Origin of the sequence: Bacillus sp. N447-1 (assembly GCF_022701035.1) — a bacterium.
Classification (GTDB): Bacteria; Bacillota; Bacilli; order Bacillales; family Bacillaceae_G; genus Bacillus_A; species Bacillus_A cereus.
The window spans coordinates 2616255-2635728 of record NZ_CP065509.1 but is presented as its reverse complement, the minus strand read 5'-3'; the positions used below and the strand labels follow the sequence as shown (position 1 = coordinate 2635728).

Here is a 19474-nt window from a genome sequence, read left to right as displayed (position 1 = left end):
GAACCATAATAATAAAAGTAATAATAAACAAAAGAGCAGTTCGCATTCAAAGCATAAAACGAGTAGCAGTGCGAACGGTCATAATAGCTATCACTAAAAAAAACGGGTCCTCTATGAGGGACCCGTTTTATTTGCTTCCTTTTAGTAATCGTAAGCCATTCAAAATGACAAGAATCGTACTTCCTTCATGACCAATAACACCGAATGGAAGAGCTAAAAATTGCAAGAAGTTTGAACAAATTAGCATGGCAATAACGGCTAGCGAAAAGATTACGTTTTGCTTCACAATACGGTTCATTCGTTTTGATAAACGAATTGCTTGGGAAAGGCGAGATAGTTCGTTCTTCATCAGTACAACATCTGCAGTTTCTAAAGCTACATCTGTTCCTTCTCCCATTGCGACACCAATGCTAGCAGTAGCTAGGGCAGGTGCATCATTTATACCGTCTCCAACCATTGCTACTGTACCGTATTTTTCTTTTAACTTTTTAATCGTTTCAACTTTTGTTTCTGGTAAGCATGATGCGTAATATTCCTTTATATTACTTTCAGAGGCAATTGCTTTTGCCGTTTCTTCATTATCTCCAGTAATCATAATTGCTTCGACACCAATGCTTTGTAAATCACGAATAGCAGCTATTGTTTCTTGGCGAAGCGTATCTTTTAAAGCGATAAGTCCAAGAATGCCTCCCTCATCACTAATATAAACGACAGTTTTACCTTCTTTTTCAAGTGAGGCAGAAATACCATTATGAAATGTCTTTGTTTCTTCACCGATAAAATCAGCTTTACCTATTTTATAAGCGTTGTTTTCCAATATTCCTTTTAGACCAAAACCAGTTACATCTTCAACCTTTTCTGGTTTTTTTAAAGTAATGTCGTACGCATGTTGTGCATATTTAACAATGGATTCAGCTAAAGGATGTGTAGAGTGACTTTCAATTGATGCTGTAATATAAAGTACTTCTTTTTCTGTTATATTTTCTCGAACATATACATCTGTTACGGTAGGTTTACCTTCTGTTAATGTTCCTGTTTTATCAAACGCGATTGCTTTCACAGAAGCAAGGCGTTCTAAATGTATACCGCCTTTAAAGAGAATACCGTTTCTCGCTCCGTTAGAAATGGCTGATAACGTAGCTGGTGTAATGGCAGCTACGAGCGCACAAGGAGATGCGACTACAAGTAAGATCATAGCGCGATAAAACGTTTCATTCCAGCTCCAGTCAAGTAAGAAATGAGGAACGAACATCATAAGCGCAACAACGAGTAGTACACCTTTTACGTATGTTCCTTCAAACTTTTCAATGAATAGTTGTGATGGTGATTTTTCACTTTGTGCACTTTGGACGAGACGGATAATCTTTTGGAATAATGTTTGATCGCTCGGCTTCGTAATTTTAACTTCGATAGCACCACGTAAATTTACAGTACCTGCAAATACTTCATCGCCATGTCTTTTCTCATTTGGAATAGGTTCTCCTGTGATTGCTGCCTCATCGATATTTGTTTCACCGTTATGAATCGTACCGTCAGCAGGAACACGTTCACCGGGTTTAATTAAAATAATGTCGTTAATTTGTAACTCTCCAACAGGAACACGTTCCTCAGTTCCGGTGGAAATACGTAATGCTTCTTCAGGCTGTAAGTCAAGAAGAGCGGAAATTTCTTTTTGGCTCTTACTTAACGTATAAGATTCCATAGCACCGCTGAGTGCAAAGATGAAGATTAAAATAGCCCCTTCTGCCCAGTAGCCAATAATTGCAGCACCAATAGCTGCAAAGAGCATTAGCATTTCAACATTTAGCTCTTTTTCTTCAATCGTATCTTCAATTCCTTCTTTTGCTTTTGCATATCCACCAACTATATAAGCAAGGATATAGCAAGTAATACCTACATTCATTGCATCGTTCTTTGTAAATAACCAACCAACTAAAATAAAAATACCAGATGCTACTGCAAATACAAGTTCATAATGTTTTTTTAATGTGTCCCATAAAGAGGGATGAGAAATTGTTTCTTTTGCGTGTAACGTTTTTACTTCTGAGTTCATTACTACTCGCTCCTTCCGAATTCTTATTGAGAAAAATAATCAAAATCGAAACCCCTATAAAACGACGAAAGCTGCCATCCATAATGGATAGCAGCATTTCTGTTGAATCTGTTTTTAATAGTTATTATGTTGTAATTATTCTATAGTATATCATATGTTTTTATGAGATGGTACGGTTTTGTTTCAAGTATAAACGGAAAACTTGTGTTTTCGCAATTCCTTTGGTATATATGAATATTGTTCATAAAAAGGTCGGAAAGGAAGACAACAAGTGAAGACAGAGAAATTTTTTACCCATCCGATTGGCGTATTTATTGCTGCAATAGTAGCAACTTTTTTATGGGGAAGCGCATTTCCTTTTATTAAGTTAAGTTATGCTGAACTTGGAATTCAACCACAAGAAGTTGGAGAACAAATATTATTTGCCGGTTATCGCTTCTTGTTATCTGGAGTCATGCTCTTATTATTCTTTAAAGTGTTAGGAAAAGATATGAGCTTCAAAAAAGGAACGGGGAAACAGTTAATACAAATTGGTTTATTCCAAACGTTTCTTCAATATATCTGTTTTTACATTGGAATGAGTTATAGTTCAGGAATTGAAGGAGCTATCATTTCAGGGACATCATCATTCTTTCAAATTTTACTCGCCCATTTTTTATATAAAGATGATGCTCTCAATATAAGAAAAATAATTGGGGTATCGATTGGTTTTTGTGGCGTCATTTTAGTAAATGTGCCGAGTGATGGTAGCTTATCATTTCATTTTGGAATCGGAAGCTTATTACTTCTTAGTGCAGCAATGCTGTATTCATATGGAAACATATTAGCAAAAGAAGGTAGTAAAACATTAGATGTTGGCTATATGACAGCATACCAAATGATGTTTGGTTCTATAGGATTATTATGTATAGGGGCTTTACAAGTTGGAGTCATGCCATTTACATTTAGTCTACATGCACTACTTATGCTGATTTATTTATCTTTCTTATCTGCAGCTGGTTTTTGCATTTGGAATACAATTATGAAGTACAATAAGGTTGGAAAAGTATCTATGTATATGTTCTTTATACCCGTATTTGGTGTGTTATTATCGAGCATGATTTTAGGTGAAGCAATTCATTCATTTGTGCTACTCGGTTTAGCATGTGTAGCCGCGGGAATTATTGTGGTAAATCGAACACCAGCTAAGCAAAAAATGGAGCAAGAAAAACAAGTAGCATAGAGAGCAGAAAAGCGATTACAATGGAAGAACAGTACTGTTCTTCTTTTTTTCATAGAAAAAGGATAATAGACTAAGTGTAACGAAAAAAGATACAAAAAGCATTTATTGAGGAGAACATGTTATGAATCTACTTTACGTGGTGTTAATTGGGCAAATACTTCTTTTTTTAATTGGTGCAATTTATGCAATGCGGCAGACAAAAAGAACGAAAGATAATATGCCGTTACCTTTAGTAATCCGTCTTATTCTTAGTTTTTCTTTAACAGGTAGTGCAATTTGGATATGGTTACAAGATCCATCTGTAGAGTATAGTACGTGGGTTGCACTTGGTATGACTTTATCGACTGTGGGAGATTTGTTTATGGCTGGGCTGATTCCAATTGGTCACAGGTTAATTGGAGGGATGGTTACTTTCGCTCTTGCTCATTGTTTTTATGTAAAAGCATTTTTGCAAACAGGAATTTCGTGGAATGGTTTTTGGATTGGTTTACTCGTATATGGGCTCTTTCTAATTGTAGGATGGTTCTTCTTTATCCGAAATGATAAACAGGATAAATTGTTTACGATAGGAGCTCTAATTTACGGATTGTGGGTTGGAGGAATGGCTTGCTTTGCATTCGCCTTATATTATGAAAATACAGGGATATGGTGGATACCAGCGTTTGGTGGTTTACTATTTGTGATTTCTGATTTTATTATTGGCGTGACAGATATCGGAGGGCGTAAATTGAAGTATGAGCCACTTTGGATTTGGTTTACATATGTAGCTGCTCAAATGTGTATTGTATATGTGGGATTATAAAAAGATACTCTCAAAATAGTGAATAGACTATTTTGAGAGTATCTTTTTTGCTTGTTTAATTTGATCAGTATTACCATTTTGAAATTTCTAATATTATAATTTTATAATTCAGAATTTTATAGAAAAATATCGGTTGTATTATTTATAATAAAAGTAAAAAGATGATGAGATGGTGAAATGATGCAAAAGAAAAAACGTTGGCGTGAATTCTTTGGAACTATTGCAATCGCATGTTTATTGGTGTTTTTGGCGAAAATTTTTGTGTTTTTCCCTACGACTGTAAAAGGAGCATCTATGAGGCCAACGTTGCAAGATGGAGATAAGGTGATTGTTAATAAGTTAGCAAAACAATTTGAAAGCTATGGGAGAGAAGATATTATTGTTATGAAAACAGATAATTTTTATGTCAAAAGAGTGATTGGATTACCTGGAGATATAATTGAGATGAGAAATGATCAATTATATGTAAATTCTGAAGTGAAAGATGAAGAGTATTTGGATAGTAATAAAAAACAAGCAGAAAAAAAACTTATGAATTTAACAGAGGACTTTGGACCAATTACAGTTCCCGAAAATAAGATTTTTGTTATGGGAGATAATCGCTTAATAAGTAAAGATAGTAGAAATGGTTTAGGTTTTATTGATAGAGAAGATGTGTTAGGAAAGTTAGCAGGCATTTATTATCCGTTTGAACATATGAAAATAATAAAGTAAAAAACCAAGCAAATTTTAGTTTGCTTGGTTTTTTTGTTAAACAGTAGGAGATTCGTTTGATACAAAAATATCTTCATGTTTCTTTGTAGTACTTAAAACGAATTTATGTTGTAGCAATTGTAGTTTAAATAACGCCAAAGGATCATGATATGTTTCTGGATTGCTTCTTAGCGTTGCTAATGTTTGCTCGTCTTCCTTTATCTCAAGTTGAGCTGCATCTACATTTTGTTTCAATATATTAAGTGGATCTTTGAAGAACATCATGATATCACGTTCTAATGCACCTTCAAATACTTCAAATTGAAGGAAGAATTGTTTTGAAATTGTGTGAGCAATTTCTGTATAGTCTTCTGTTTCAATATATTGTTTATATTTGTTGGCGAGCATAGATTGGTTTTTTTGCATATTACCAAATAATTTTCCGGCACTTTTTAAGAAAAACTGTGTCGGTGTAAAGCGTAATAAAATATTGATGTTCGTTACTGTAATTCGATTTGTCATTCGTACAACATCTCGATTCCAATCATCTAATAATTTGAAATCGCAAGGAAGTTTCATACGTTCTTCTTTATATAATTTATTAAACGTTTCACTCATTTCATCTAAATAAGCTTGAGCTTGAATAAATTCATTATGTGCTGTTTCAATCCATTCTTGAATAGACCCAGTAAATTTAGGAAGAAGTACCTGTTGTACATGCTTTTGAACTCGTTCATTCATTGCAGCATTTAATTCTTCATGAACTAATTTGAAATCACTATCTTCTTGAACAAGATCAGAGCAGCTCTGTAATAATTCAGGAATTTGAGAATGTATATCTCGTGTAATTTCTTCTTTCGTTAAAAGATAGGATTCGGTAATAGAACGAATTTTATCTTTTTCAAGAGCAGTAAGGTTATTAATAAATCCAGTAAGTTTCACTGAGATGTGTTTATTCCAGCGTACGGATTTTACTAATGTATTTTCTAATTCCACACGTTCATTTATGAGATAAGCAATTGTCTTTTGCGTAAACCATATTAGCTTTTCTATACGTTCTTTTTCTATATCGCGTTTTGCAAGATTAGAAAGAATAGATTCTGTTACATCTCCAAGTTGCTGGCTACTCTCTTGCGAAGGAGAGTATGGGAAGAATTGTGCATCTGGAAAATGTACTTTAAGTTTACTAATTAGTTTTTCATCAGTAGTCGTATTATTTGTGTGTGATACGAAGTGAATTTGTAAGTTTGGTACTTGTTCACGTAAATAAATTAACGTATCAATTTCTTGACTATGCAATGGTGAAGAAGAATTTAATACGTATACAAGGCTATCTGCTGCTTGTAAGTATTCAAAGTATGCATTGTTTTTATCCAATTGTCCTTGAATAGATGGTGTAATAAGAAATGTAAACTTATTTTTTCTTAAAAACCTACTTGGTAGCTTAATTTCTATACATTTTTTCTCAAGTTCTGACTGAGCAGATGTAGCCGTTATTTGATGGAATTCATCAAGGTTAGGGATATTTCTTATATCTAACTCGGTAAATTCTGTTATTTCAGTTTGACTAGCGTCTTTAAATAGAATAGGAGTTGTTAAAGTTTCAGTTAAGATGTTCTCTCCCAATATTGAATTAACAAATGATGTTTTATCATGGTCACTAGTTCCAGCTATTAGTATTGGTGTGACATTTAAATCACATAGTTCATGGACGAGTAGCGTAAATTGATGACTTAAATCTACATCATTTTTCTCAGCCCATACAGCGATTGTTTCGAATAAATGAGAAACTGTTTCCATATTTACATCTGCTTCAGCTGATGTATTAGAAAGTAAGGATCCAGCACTTTTTACGAGTAATGATTCTAAAGTTGTAGGTGAGACTTCATTCCATGCTAACACTGCTGCAGAGACAACTAGAGAATCTTTTGCTTTCGTTAAACTGAACCAATTTGTTAATAAATTGGGTACAAGTCCGTTTAATTCATGCATAAAATGATTTCCGGTAATTAATGCAAAGTATGTTTCTTGGTAGCGAGTAGAGATTTCATTCCAATCGTCATTATTGTCTGTTTCAATATGCAAGAATAAATGATTAATACTTTGAATCCAAGGAAGGTATAAGGATTCATGTTGATAGCTATTCCAAAGAGCAATAACAAGTTCTTTAAATTGAGCTTGATCAACAGCATATAGAGCTTTTAAAGACTCATAGAAATATTCAGGCTTAATATTTTTTGTAAATCCTTTGTTTATGTAAGTTATTAACGTATCAAACCAGTGTAAAGATTGTGTTCGGATACCTTCTTGAACAGCTAGTTCGATAGCGTTGTTCCAATCTTCTTGTTTTTCATAGAAAGAACGTGCAATTGCAGTAATATTTGGGTAATCCGGTTGGAATGCAACAGCTTCACTAATCGTCTTAAAAGCAAGTCCTAAACGATCTTGTTCGATATAAAGAGAAAGAAGTTGTAAGGAAACCTCCATCGTAAGAGTCGTATCTTCCGTTTGAATAGATTGATAAATTTCTTCTGCCTTTGGTAAGAATCCTAGTTCAAAATAAGCATCTGCAATATTTTTTGTCGCCCAAAGTGCAAGAGCATTATTTACTTTTTCCCATTTAAATATAGCTGCTTCAAAATCTTTATTTTGATAATAAAATTCACCTTGAGCAAATCGAATATTAGAAATGTTGGAGAATTCATTTTTAGATTCATTTATATATGCTTCACCGAGTACTTCCGATGCAGGAGTAGAAGTTTCTTCTGTTAAAAATGTTTTATAGTAAACTTTTTGAATAAATTGATTTTCAATGGTCATGTTCGTTCCCCCCTGTATAATTTAGAAAAATGATGTTGTATGTAAAAGGGTGTATGTTCTTTTAATAGGTAGAAGTTGCATTATATAGACCAAACTATGTTTTTGCTAGATATATCATTTTTCTTGAGAGTTAAACCGTTGCGAAAAGTAACTTTCCTTTATTGTAACAAAAAAACACGCATATGAATTTTTATTTTTTATCGGGTTATTTGCGGGCAATAAGAATCTAATCTCAAAATTGGTGAATGTAAGTGAGTTATGTGGAGTCGGGATGTCTGTAAAAGCAAGATTGGCATAGGTTAATAATTAGTAGAGGATGAACAAAACTCCCACTGAGTAAAGTTTTTCTTTATCTCTGTTAAAGGAAAGAATAGAAGTAGAGTTCATTATAAAAACAATGTATAGTGAATATGTATACCATGTTTGCCTTAAAGATAGAAAGGGTACAATGTGGAATAACGACCGTGCATAGGATGTGTCTTCCGAATGGAACAACATATTGGCGAGTTAATCGCGCATTATGGCTATTTTGGAATTGTTATAGCTTTGGCTGGTGGGATTGTCGGATTACCGATACCAGACGAGTTTTTATTGACCTTTGTTGGTTATAATGTTTCAAAAGGAGTTATGTCAGGAACTGCTGCTTTTTTAAGTGGGCTGGCTGGTGCGATGTTAGGGATCACGTTAAGCTACATATTAGGTTTAAAACTTGGGCTCCCTGTTTTAAAGAAATATGGGCCGAAAATTAGAATTAAAGAACATCACATTGAAAAAACACATATTTTATTTGAAAAATATGGGCCATTTCTTTTAATGATTGGTTATTTTATACCGGGCGTACGTCATTTAACAGCATATTTTGCTGGGGTATCAAATTTGACACTTTGGCGTTTTTGTTTGTACGCTTACGGTGGTGCGCTCATTTGGATAAGTGTTTTTATTGGGCTTGGCTGGAAGTTAGGCGAGAAGTGGCGCTTCGTTGAGTATAGTTTACATCATTATGGAATATGGATTTTATTAATTTCAGCAGTTGTTACATGTTTTGTATGGTTGTACATAAAGAAAAAGAAAAACCGCTAATAGCGGTTTTTTTAGCTGAAAGCAATAAATAATACACCAGCTGTAATAAAGACTACACCAACGCCGGTCATAAAGTTTAACTTTTCACCGAGGATAATCATAGCGAGAATGATAGAAAATACGACGCTTAATTTATCGACAGGAGCTACTTGTGAAACCTTTCCTGTTTTGAGGGCAAGAAAATAAAATAGCCATGAAGAAGCACCTGCAATCCCACTTAATGTGATAAATAGCAGTGCTTTTTTATTTAGCAGTACGTCGCCGATATTTTGAAATTTACCTTGTATGATAATAACGCCTATCATAAATAATGCCATAATAATAGATCGAATTGTTGTTGCAACGTTTGCATCGATGCCGTCTAAACCAAACTTTCCAAAAATCGATACAAGGGCAGCAGCAATTGCTGATAATAGTGCAAATAAGAGCCACGAACTCATAGTAAAATTCCTCCAATCTTACAGTATTATACATGAAAATGATTCTCATGTATAAAGTTGAAGCAATTGAGCTTATAGGAAGCACGACTTCAACTTAACTTCTTGCTCCACCTGAATTTTAAGGTGGGAGTTTTACTGCCTGTAAATAGTGGGCTAAATAGCGAAATAATCCCCACCTTATATTTTTAATAAGGTGGGGATTATTATACTACTCTGCAATTTCCTCATATAAAAAGTACGTTACATTATAAATATGTTCTACTTCATCGTCTGTCATAAACAGTAATTCGTCACGCTCAATCCCTTTTTTCTTTTCAATAAACTCAATCATGTTTTTGCGTTCTTCTCTCTTCATCAATTTTATTTCTCCTCTCAATCTGTTTTAATACAGTTTATTTAAGTTAATGCTATTATATAACAGAATCTTTAGAAAGTTCCACCTATTTTATTGTTTTTTTCAAAAGAACTTTTCGACAAAACAAGCCCACCTAAGGGGGGCTTGTTTTATTTTATAGTCGTAAAAACTCAGGCTCCGTCGTACCGGCACCATCGATGTAATAAATTGTGTCGGGGTTGATTTTTATCAATACGTAATTAGGGTCTTCAGGGCCGAGTAACCAACGTTTTAAGCTATTATTCCAAAACTTGTTTTTTAATGTCGAGTCTTCCTCAATTGAAGCCAATCCTTCAACTTCAATATAATCTTCATCTAATTTTTTCCCTTCTCGTCCGAGTAGTACATGGACATTAGGATTTTGTTCAATATCTGTTATCTTTTTTGATTGTCGATCTGTTGCAACATACAGTACAAAATCTTCATGGAAAAACATCATAAAGGCGCTATGAGGTTTCTCATTTCGTACTGTAGATAATACACCAGTACGTTGACCTTGAATAATAGTTGCGATTTTTTCTTTTAAGTGCATAATTTTAACCCCTTTTCACAATTTATAATTCTGTCTGTTTAAACAAGATAATTTAAATATCTTTCATACTGTTTTCTTCAATCCGATTTTTTAAACGTAATTGTGATGAAATCGGACAAGTTAGGAGAAGAATAATAATAATATTGAGGAGAAATACATACGATGGAAGGATGAAAAACATGTTTAATAAAATATTTCTTATAGTAGCGCTTATAGGTGTACCACTATCTGTACTTGGAAAAACACTTCATTGGCCAGAAACAATTATGTTCGCTGTGTATTGTGTTACGATTATCGCATTAGCTGGTTTTATGGGTAGAGCAACAGAGAGTCTAGCAATTGTTTCTGGTCCTAGAATAGGCGGATTATTAAATGCTACTTTCGGTAATGCTGTTGAACTTATCATTTCAATTTTTGCACTTCAAGCAGGGTTAATTGAAGTGGTGTTAGCTTCTTTAACGGGATCTGTACTTGGAAATTTATTATTAGTAGGAGGGTTATCCTTCTTTGTTGGAGGTCTTAAATACAAAAGACAAAGTTTTAATGTATATGATGCAAGGCATAATTCAGCTTTATTAATATTTGCTGTTGTTGTGGCCTTTGTTATTCCAGAGATCTTTTCAATGAAGATGGACGCTGGCAAGACGTATCAATTAAGTATAGGTGTTTCTATTATTATGATTATCATGTACCTTGCTGCATTACTATTTAAGTTAGTTACGCACCGTGGTGTATATCAACATAAAAGTGACGAAGTAGCGCATGAAGAAGAGCCAGAGTGGTCGAAAGGGAAGGCGCTACTTATTTTAGCGATAGCAACACTAGCGGTAGCTTATGTGTCAGAGGCACTCGTGCATACTTTTGAAACTGTTGCAAAGTCATTTGGCTGGTCAGAGTTATTTATAGGGGTTATTATCGTTGCAATTGTTGGGAATGCAGCGGAACATGCGTCTGCAATTATTATGGCTTATAAAAATAAAGTAAATATTGCAGTTGAAATTGCAATAGGCTCTACATTACAAATCGCCATGTTTGTTGCTCCTGTATTAGTATTACTATCTATGTTCTTCGCGCAAAGGATGCCTTTAGTATTTACCATACCAGAACTTGTGTCTATGATTACAGCCGTTTTCTTAACGATTGCGATTTCCAATGATGGAGATACAAACTGGTTTGAAGGAGGCACTTTACTAGCGGCGTATGTCATTATGGGAATTGGTTTTTATTTATTATGAAAAATAGGCATAACAATTGCGCTCAGAGAAAACAATAAACGAAGTAGTATATATACCTACATAGGAAGGAGCCAGACAGGTGAAACGAGTATACAGCATATGTCTTTCAACTATGGTCTCGTTTATTTTATTATTTCCTAACATGAGTTTTGCAAAGACAACAGTAGGAACAAAAATGCCTTCATCTGTTTTAAATATTTCAAAAGACAATACATTTCCAAATGATGCGCAAGATTTGCCACGTTTACAACCAAGTAAATTTGCTCAAGAGCTATTGAAAACGGCTAATATTAAAATTGAAAATCCAGACTTAATTCGGATGTTTAATGAAACGACAATTTCAAATGCGCCACTTGCAGTAGGGTATCGGGCAAAAATTTATTTAGGTCAATGGGCCTTACATTATGAATCAGTAGACACATCGATTAATTGGGAATATAAACAAGTGAATCGAAATGTGTATGATAATCGCGGAGGAGACCGTTTATATCCACTTCGCTATAAGCAAGAAACACAAAAGACGGTTGAAGGCGATTTAACAGCAGATATGAAAGATGCTGCAGATGTGAAAAAAATGATGCTTCTCAAAGCACTTGAAAAAGTACAATTACCTCTTTCGTTTAAGACAACTATTGGTTATGGTACTGGACATGAGCGTGTGTATAATATTAGTCCGAGTCAACTTGGATATTTATACGCTTATACACCAGCAGTAAATGAAAAGGGAAAAGTAACATTTGGAGAAGTGTATCTTGTATTAAAGGGAAATCAAAAAAGACTTGTTGTGAAAAATATTACTTCTCAAGGAATTGGAGCGGCAATTCCAATTCATGATCATTTGTTTTTTAAATTTATTTCTTCTTCTCACTCGCAATAACATAAAAAACGTCAGCTTATAAGCTGACGTTTTTTTTATAATGTAATGTTTGCTGTTTTTGATAAGAAATCTTCTGTCGGATAGTAGCTGTTTTTTACAAGAACATTTGGTCCAAGACATTTTACTGCAGGACAGTGGCAGCTTAATGATTTTGCTGTTTTTGAAGTGCTCCATTTTTCATACGCTTCTTGTAATGTGTGTGTTTGTATGTTTCCTAGAAGTGGAACATCACCAAAGTCCGTTACAATAATATTTCCATCGAAAATATTTACATTTAAACGAGAACGGCCATCTGGATCATTACGAACAGTTACATTTTTGCTCTCTTGCAATTTTTTAAATGTAGCTATGTCTTTTTCGTCATCGCTACAAGCATAGAAAGGTAAAGTTCCAAATAGCATCCATACATTTTCATCGCGAATTTCTAGTAAATGTTCAATCGCATCACGAATTTCAGCTTTTGTTAAAATCTCTAGATTACTCGCGAAGTCACTTGGATACATTGGATGAACTTCATGACGTTTACAGCCCATCTCTTCGACGATTTGGCGGTGAATATGTTCAATATGTGGTAGAGTTCTTTTGTTTAGCATTGTTTCGGCCGATACAAGTACACCTGCATCTGATAGAGCCTTACTATTTGTAATCATTCTTTCAAATAATTTTGCACGTTGTTCGTAAGTAGGCTTACGCTCCATCATTGCAAATCCGCCTTCAACGAAGTCATCAATTGTTCCCCAGTTATGAGATATATGCAATACGTCTAAATAAGGAATAATCTGTTCGTAACGTGCTAAATCTATAGTTAAGTTAGAGTTGATTTGAGTGCGAACGCCTCGTTCATGGGCATATTTTAAGAGTGGTGTTACATAGTTGTCGACGGATTTTTTTGAAAGCATAGGTTCGCCGCCAGTAATACTTAAAGAACGTAAATGAGGAATCTCATCTAATCGTTTTAATAAAAGATCCATCGGAAGCGGATTTGGGTCTTTCGGCTGTAACGTGTAACCAACAGCGCAATGCTCACAGCGCATGTTGCATAACGTCGTCGTTGTAAATTCAACATTTGTTAATAGTAGTTTGCCGTACTCTTCAAGGTCCATATACGCTTCCCATGGATCGTAAGAAGGAGTAATCGGCTTCATTTTTTGTGATATCGTCATATGAAATACTCCTTTGACTATTGAAATAACAATTTGTCCATTCTCTATAATAGAAGAATATGTGCTTTTTATAAAGTGAAACTTTTTAGCATGGAAAGAGAGAGGGCTTACATTATAGTGGATGACTGTGACAAAATTGATGAAATTTCATGCCCATAGCAATCGTTTTTGCGGTATAATAAAAGCAACTCGAATTAAAAGGAGAGTGCCTTCATGGGAAAAGCAATTCAAGATAAAGATACACAATTAGTATATTTAAAAGAACGTTTAAATATGTTCATTGAAGTAATTGATACAATTGAACCTGAAGAAGTTGAATTAGAAGATGTAGATCGTCTTCTTGCAATGTTAGATGAATTAGAATTAAAATGTGAGCAATTTAAAAAAGACGAATAATATATTAAAAAGGCTACCAATTCCAATTTGGTAGCCTTTTTCTGTTCGGGTAATAGAAGGACGATAGAAAAAGAGGTATAATCAAGTTGTGAAAAATTTCATTTATGCTCTAATAGCGTGAAACAAATAAATAGCTAAAGAGCATAACAATTGAATTTTCAGCTCATAACGTTTTGGTAGCGTTCACAATTGAGGGGGAAGTAACAATGGAAAAGCTTCAAGAAAGCATGTATCAACTAATTGTTGAAACGTCAACGAACTTACCGAAAGATGTTCGTCGTGCGATTCAACAAGCGAAAGAGCGAGAAAATGCAGGGACTCGTTCTGCGATGGCACTTGGCACAATTACAAATAATATTAAAATGGCTGATGATAACATCTCGCCGATTTGCCAAGATACAGGGATGCCAACGTTTAAAATTTATACACCAGTTGGTGTGAATCAATTAAAGTTGAAGGAAGCTATCTATAATGCGCTTGAGCGGGCGACAAAAGATGGTAAACTTCGTCCCAATTCTGTTGATTCTCTTTTTGGAGATAATAGTGGAAATAATTTAGGACCAGGTACACCGGTGATTAAGTTTGAACAATGGGAAAAAGATTATATTGATGCACGTTTAATCCTAAAAGGTGGTGGCTGTGAGAATAAAAATATTCAATATAGCTTACCGTGTGAACTAGAAGGACTTGGACGAGCTGGCCGTGATTTAGAAGGGATTCGTAAATGCCTTCTTCATGCAGTATATCAAGCACAAGGGCAAGGATGTAGCGCTGGTGTAATTGGTGTTGGTATCGGGGGAGACCGCACATCAGGTTATGAATTGGCAAAAAATCAATTATTCCGTACATTAGATGATGTCAATCCAGTACCAGAGTTACAACATCTTGAAGAGTACGTATTAGAAAATGCGAATAAGCTTGGCATTGGTACGATGGGATTTGGCGGAGAAACAACTTTACTTGGTTGTAAAATTGGCGTCTATAATCGTTTGCCAGCTAGTTTCTATGTATCTGTTGCGTATAATTGCTGGGCATATCGTCGCCTTGGTGTGAAAATCCATCCTGAAACAGGAGACATTATGGATTGGCTATATCAAGAAGGTGAAGATACACTTCAGCATGAAGTACAAGAAAAAACAGAGCAACGTGAGATTGTATTACAAGCACCAATTACAGAAGAGCAAATTCGTGAACTTCGCGTTGGTGATGTTGTAACAATTAATGGCATGATGTATACAGGTCGTGACGCAATCCATAAGCATTTAATGGATAATGATTGTCCAGTAGATTTAAATGGACAAATTATTTACCACTGTGGTCCAGTTGTTGTGAAAGATGAAAATGACAATTGGCAAATTAAAGCGGCAGGTCCAACGACAAGTATTCGTGAAGAACCGTACCAAGGCGATATTATGAAGAAATTTGGTATTCGCGCTGTCATTGGAAAAGGCGGTATGGGTGCGAAAACATTAGCGGCTTTAGAAGAACACGGCGGTGTATATTTAAACGCAATCGGTGGTGCAGCGCAATATTATGCTGAATGTATTAAAGAAGTGAAAGATGTTGATTTCTTACAATTTGGTATTCCAGAAGCAATGTGGCATTTACGTATCGACGGGTTTAAAGCAGTTGTAACGATGGACTCGCATGGTAATAGCTTACATGCAGATGTTGATAAAACATCACTTGAAAAATTAGCTAGCTTTAAAGAGCCAGTATTTAAGTAAATAAAAAATGCATCTCGAATGATTCGAGATGCATTTTTTTGGTATATATAGAAAAACATGTTCAGCATGAAAGAATGTGTAGCAACAGAAACTACAAGTACGATTATATATGGAAAGGAGACTATTTATGAAATATAAATGGTTATATATCGGTCTCATTTTTTCAATTATGATGGCACTTGTTCCAGTTTCAGCACTGGCTTATACAAATACTCCACATAACTGGGGAATCCCGCGTCCTAAAAATGAAACAGTACCAGATGCAGGAAAGTTATATACAGATTTACTACAAAAAAATGGCGGGTTTTATTTAGGGGATACGAAGAAAAAAGATATTTATTTAACATTTGATAATGGATATGAGAATGGATACACAGGGAAAATATTAGATGTATTAAAAGAGAAAAAAGTACCAGCAACTTTCTTTGTAACGGGGCATTACATTAAAACACAAAAAGATTTATTGTTAAGAATGAAGGATGAAGGACATATTATTGGAAACCATTCTTGGAGTCATCCTGATTTTACAGCGGTAAATGATGAGAAACTTCGTGAAGAATTAACGAGTGTAACGGAAGAAATTAAAAAAGTAACTGGGCAAAAAGAAGTGAAATATGTACGTCCTCCGCGCGGTGTATTTAGTGAAAGAACGTTAGCTCTTACGAAAGAAATGGGCTATTATAATGTATTTTGGTCACTTGCATTTTTGGATTGGAAAGTGGATCAGCAAAGAGGGTGGCAATATGCGCATAATAATGTTATGACGATGATTCATCCAGGATCTATTTTATTACTTCATGCAATATCAAAAGATAATGCAGAAGCACTTGCGAAAATCATTGATGATTTGCGCGAGAAAGGGTATCATTTTAAAAGTCTAGATGACTTAGTAAAAGGCAATCAACCGTAAGCATGTATGCTTACGGTTTTCTCATGCTATAATGATGTGTAAAAAGGATGGGGAAACGTATGTGGAGCGAACATGTTACGTTAGAGTATCCGTATCATTTTGAAGAAGTATTAAAACGTTTATCTTTTGATCCTCTTAGCGTCATTCAATTAGATGAGAAAGTTATTTATATCCCGCTTTGTATAGACGAGGAACAGGTTGTTGTTCGCTTACAAGGGATTGGTACTGTTCAAAATCCACAGTTTTGGATTTCTAGTCAGACAGGAGATCCAGAGAAAGTCATGAAACGAATGAGGGCCATTTTTCATTGGAATGAACCGTTTCAAGATATACAAAATCATTTTTTAAACACATCATTACGTCCACTATTTGAAACATATGCTTATACTCCAATTATTTTAGAATTTGATTATTTTGCTTGTCTGCTTCGCTGTATCATTCACCAACAAATAAATTTGAAATTTGCTACTGTGTTAACAGAACAATTTGTGAAACGGTATGGAACAGAGAAGAACGGTGTATTCTTTTTCCCCACTCCGGAAATAGTAGCAAATATTTCAATAGAAGAATTGAGAGAGCAGAAGTTTAGTCAGCGAAAGGCTGAATATATAGTAGGATTAGGTCGAAGTATTGTCAGTGGTACATTAAATTTAGCGAGTATAGAAAATGGGACGGAAGAAGACATTTCAGCACAATTGTTGCCAATTAGGGGAATTGGTGCATGGACAGTGCAAAACTTTTTAATGTTTGGGCTTGGACGGAAAAATATGTTCCCGAAAGCGGACATTGGGATTCAGCGTGCAGTGCAAGGTATATTTCAATTAGATGATAAACCTGATGATGCATTTTTAGAAAAAGTGAAACAAGAGTGTGAACCATACTGCAGTTATGCAGCGTTATATTTATGGAAAAGTATAGAGTAGAGGTGTAATAATGATACAAAAGCAACATGAGAGTAAGTTGGAAGTTGGTCAAACGTTTCCTGTGACAATTAAACGTCTTGGGATTAACGGAGAAGGCGTTGGTTATTTTAAGAGACAAGTTGTTTTTATTCCAGGGGCATTACCAGGAGAAGAAGTTGTTGCAGAAACAACGAAAATTCAGCGTGGCTTCGCTGAAGCGAAAGTGAAAAAAGTTCGTAAAGCTTCACCGCATCGTGTGAAAGCACCGTGTCCAGTATATGAGGAGTGTGGCGGTTGTCAGCTGCAACATTTAGATTATAAAGAACAATTGAATCAAAAGCGTGATATCGTTGTACAAGCATTTGAGAAGTACATGAAAAATAGTATGGAAGAGAAAATTCGCCCAACGCTTGGCATGGAAAATCCATGGCATTATCGTAATAAGAGTCAATTACAAGTGGGGCGTAAAGACGAAAAGGTTATTACAGGGCTGTATAAACAAAACTCACATCAGTTAATTGATATCGCTCACTGTATGATTCAACATAAAGCAACGAATGAAGCGACAAAAGTTGTAAGACGTATTTTAGAAAAATTAAATGTTTCTATTTACAATGAGAAAAAACAAAAAGGTTTAGTACGCACAATTGTAACACGTACTGCAGTTCAAACAGGGGAAGTACAAGTTACACTTATTACAACAAAAGAAGAATTACCAAATAAAGAACAATTTATTGCAGAAGTACAAAAACAGATGCCAGCGGTTAAATCAATTATGCAAAATGTAAACTGGCGTAAAACATCTGTTATTTTTGGCGACAAGACATTTAAACTAGCTGGAAAAGAAGTCATTCAAGAAACACTTGGCGATTTATCATTTGAATTATCAGCACGTGCATTCTTCCAGTTGAATCCAGAGCAAACAGTTGTTTTGTATAATGAAGCGAAAAAAGCAGCTGCGTTAACAGGAAACGAGAAGATTGTGGATGCGTACTGTGGTGTTGGTACAATCGGTCTTTGGCTTGCAAATGATGCAGCGGAAGTACGTGGTATGGATGTAATTCCAGAAGCAATTGCAGATGCAAGAAAAAATGCAAAGCGTCACGGATTTACAAATACGAAATATGAAGCAGGTAAAGCTGAACAATGGTTACCGAAATGGGTAAAAGAAGGATGGCGTCCAGATGTAATTGTTGTCGACCCACCACGTACAGGTTGCGATGATAAATTACTGGAAACAATTTTAAAAGTGAAGCCGAAACAAGTTGTGTACGTGTCTTGTAATCCTTCTTCATTAGCACGTGATGTACAAGCATTAATGAAGAGCTATGAAGTGGAGTATGTGCAACCAGTTGATATGTTCCCGCATACAGCTCACGTAGAAAATGTAGTGAAGCTTGTTAGAAAGTAAAGTTTATTAATATTCCCTCATGGTATGAGGGAATATTTTCTATGAAGGAGAATATTATGCATAATTATAAATTAACGATTCAGTACGACGGCGCACGTTTTAAAGGATGGCAACGTCTTGGTAATAACGATAATACAATTCAAGGAAAAATCGAAAGTGTCATATCTGAAATGGTCGGAAAAGAAATTGAAATTATCGGTTGTAGTAGAACAGACGCTGGTGTACATGCTTTGAATCAAGTTGCTAACTTTCAAAGTGATGAGAAGTTAGTGGAACATAAAGTGAAAAAATATTTAAATCAATATTTACCTAACGATATTAGCATTACGAATGTGGAAGAAGTACATGATCGTTTCCATGCTCGTTACAATTCTAAAGCAAAAACATATCTGTATAAAATTTGGAATGAAGAGCATACAAATCCATTTATGCGTAAATACAGCATGCATGTGAATAAAAAATTAAATGTGAAAAGCATGAAAGCAGCTGCAAAACATTTAGTTGGTTCACATGACTTTACTGCTTTTTCAAATGCGAAATCAAAGAAAAAATCTATGGTTCGAGAAGTATATACACTTGATGTGATGGAAGAGGCAGGGTTTGTACAAATTAGAGTAAGTGGTAACGGCTTCCTTCATAATATGGTAAGAAAAATTGTCGGGGCATTAATTGAAGTTGGATTAGGACAATTAGATGCTGAAGCAATTCCAAACATTTTAGAGGAAAAGCAGCGCAATCAAATTAATTGTCTTGCTGAGGCAAGTGGGTTGTATTTAGAGAATGTTGAGTTTTAATGGCAAATAAAAAAATCGGGCTA

At 34.9% G+C, this 19474-nt stretch carries 18 protein-coding genes; 12 read left to right on the top strand and 6 right to left on the bottom strand.

Features of this window, described 5'->3' with window-relative positions; translation table 11 throughout:
* Positions 1–127: 127 nt before the first annotated feature.
* A complete protein-coding gene (locus IQ781_RS13295; RefSeq protein WP_001083755.1) occupies positions 128–2053 on the bottom strand; it encodes a heavy metal translocating P-type ATPase in 1926 nt (641 codons plus the stop codon).
* 271 nt (positions 2054–2324) lie between these two features.
* Between IQ781_RS13295 and IQ781_RS13290 the strand changes: the two genes are divergently transcribed.
* The 3 genes from IQ781_RS13290 (at position 2325) to lepB (ending at position 4791) form a co-directional block, all read left to right on the top strand.
* The gene (locus tag IQ781_RS13290) at positions 2325–3275 is read left to right on the top strand and encodes a DMT family transporter (protein ID WP_000845696.1); all 951 of its coding nucleotides are present in this window, start codon (positions 2325–2327) and stop codon (positions 3273–3275) included.
* A gap of 121 nt (positions 3276–3396) precedes the next feature.
* Positions 3397–4077 (top strand): lysoplasmalogenase, encoded by a 681-nt coding sequence (locus IQ781_RS13285; RefSeq protein ID WP_001051082.1) that lies wholly within the window; start codon positions 3397–3399, stop codon positions 4075–4077.
* A 177-nt stretch (positions 4078–4254) separates the two neighbouring features.
* Positions 4255–4791 carry a signal peptidase I gene (gene lepB / locus IQ781_RS13280; protein WP_000983306.1) on the top strand — a complete coding sequence of 179 codons (537 nt, stop codon included), beginning with the start codon at positions 4255–4257 and terminating at the stop codon, positions 4789–4791.
* A gap of 36 nt (positions 4792–4827) precedes the next feature.
* Here lepB and IQ781_RS13275 read toward each other — a convergent pair whose 3' ends face one another.
* On the bottom strand, positions 4828–7590 hold the full coding sequence (locus tag IQ781_RS13275; protein ID WP_000151418.1) for a tetratricopeptide repeat protein: 2763 nt from the start codon (positions 7588–7590) through the stop codon (positions 4828–4830).
* A gap of 486 nt (positions 7591–8076) precedes the next feature.
* On the opposite strand from IQ781_RS13275, the gene IQ781_RS13270 reads away from it, so the two are divergent.
* On the top strand, positions 8077–8670 hold the full coding sequence (locus tag IQ781_RS13270; protein WP_000434872.1) for a DedA family protein: 594 nt from the start codon (positions 8077–8079) through the stop codon (positions 8668–8670).
* A gap of 11 nt (positions 8671–8681) precedes the next feature.
* On the opposite strand, the gene IQ781_RS13265 is transcribed toward IQ781_RS13270, so the two are convergent.
* From IQ781_RS13265 to IQ781_RS13255, 3 genes are all read right to left on the bottom strand, one after another.
* Entirely contained in the window at positions 8682–9110 is a 429-nt protein-coding gene (locus IQ781_RS13265) for an EamA family transporter (RefSeq protein ID WP_000100295.1), read from the bottom strand.
* Positions 9111–9318: 208 nt separating this feature from the next.
* Positions 9319–9465, bottom strand: coding sequence for a BH0509 family protein (locus IQ781_RS13260; RefSeq protein WP_000817786.1), 147 nt, complete (start codon positions 9463–9465; stop codon positions 9319–9321).
* A gap of 154 nt (positions 9466–9619) precedes the next feature.
* On the bottom strand, positions 9620–10036 hold the full coding sequence (locus IQ781_RS13255) for a pyridoxamine 5'-phosphate oxidase family protein (protein WP_000550220.1): 417 nt from the start codon (positions 10034–10036) through the stop codon (positions 9620–9622).
* 179 nt (positions 10037–10215) lie between these two features.
* Here IQ781_RS13255 and cax point away from each other — a divergent pair, with 179 nt between their 5' ends.
* Positions 10216–11271 (top strand): calcium/proton exchanger, encoded by a 1056-nt coding sequence (gene cax, locus IQ781_RS13250; RefSeq protein WP_000482137.1) that lies wholly within the window; start codon positions 10216–10218, stop codon positions 11269–11271.
* A 79-nt stretch (positions 11272–11350) separates the two neighbouring features.
* Complete coding sequence (locus IQ781_RS13245) at positions 11351–12148, top strand: YfkD famly protein (RefSeq protein WP_002083605.1); 798 nt, start codon at positions 11351–11353, stop codon at positions 12146–12148.
* 35 nt (positions 12149–12183) lie between these two features.
* Here IQ781_RS13245 and yfkAB read toward each other — a convergent pair whose 3' ends face one another.
* The gene (gene yfkAB / locus IQ781_RS13240) at positions 12184–13311 is read right to left on the bottom strand and encodes a radical SAM/CxCxxxxC motif protein YfkAB (RefSeq protein WP_033695428.1); all 1128 of its coding nucleotides are present in this window, start codon (positions 13309–13311) and stop codon (positions 12184–12186) included.
* 213 nt (positions 13312–13524) lie between these two features.
* On the opposite strand from yfkAB, the gene IQ781_RS13235 reads away from it, so the two are divergent.
* From IQ781_RS13235 to truA, 6 genes are all read left to right on the top strand, one after another.
* Positions 13525–13707 (top strand): SE1561 family protein, encoded by a 183-nt coding sequence (locus tag IQ781_RS13235; protein ID WP_000513558.1) that lies wholly within the window; start codon positions 13525–13527, stop codon positions 13705–13707.
* A gap of 206 nt (positions 13708–13913) precedes the next feature.
* On the top strand, positions 13914–15434 hold the full coding sequence (fumA, locus tag IQ781_RS13230) for a class I fumarate hydratase (protein ID WP_000413523.1): 1521 nt from the start codon (positions 13914–13916) through the stop codon (positions 15432–15434).
* Positions 15435–15561: 127 nt separating this feature from the next.
* Complete coding sequence (gene pdaA, locus IQ781_RS13225; RefSeq protein WP_000875956.1) at positions 15562–16344, top strand: delta-lactam-biosynthetic de-N-acetylase; 783 nt, start codon at positions 15562–15564, stop codon at positions 16342–16344.
* Positions 16345–16403: 59 nt separating this feature from the next.
* Positions 16404–17267: a DNA-3-methyladenine glycosylase family protein gene (locus tag IQ781_RS13220; RefSeq protein ID WP_000269454.1), complete on the top strand. Its 864-nt coding sequence runs from the start codon at positions 16404–16406 to the stop codon at positions 17265–17267.
* A 10-nt stretch (positions 17268–17277) separates the two neighbouring features.
* The gene (gene rlmD / locus IQ781_RS13215; RefSeq protein ID WP_000615206.1) at positions 17278–18657 is read left to right on the top strand and encodes a 23S rRNA (uracil(1939)-C(5))-methyltransferase RlmD; all 1380 of its coding nucleotides are present in this window, start codon (positions 17278–17280) and stop codon (positions 18655–18657) included.
* 56 nt (positions 18658–18713) lie between these two features.
* Positions 18714–19451, top strand: coding sequence for a tRNA pseudouridine(38-40) synthase TruA (gene truA, locus IQ781_RS13210; protein WP_000553118.1), 738 nt, complete (start codon positions 18714–18716; stop codon positions 19449–19451).
* Positions 19452–19474 lie beyond the last annotated feature (23 nt).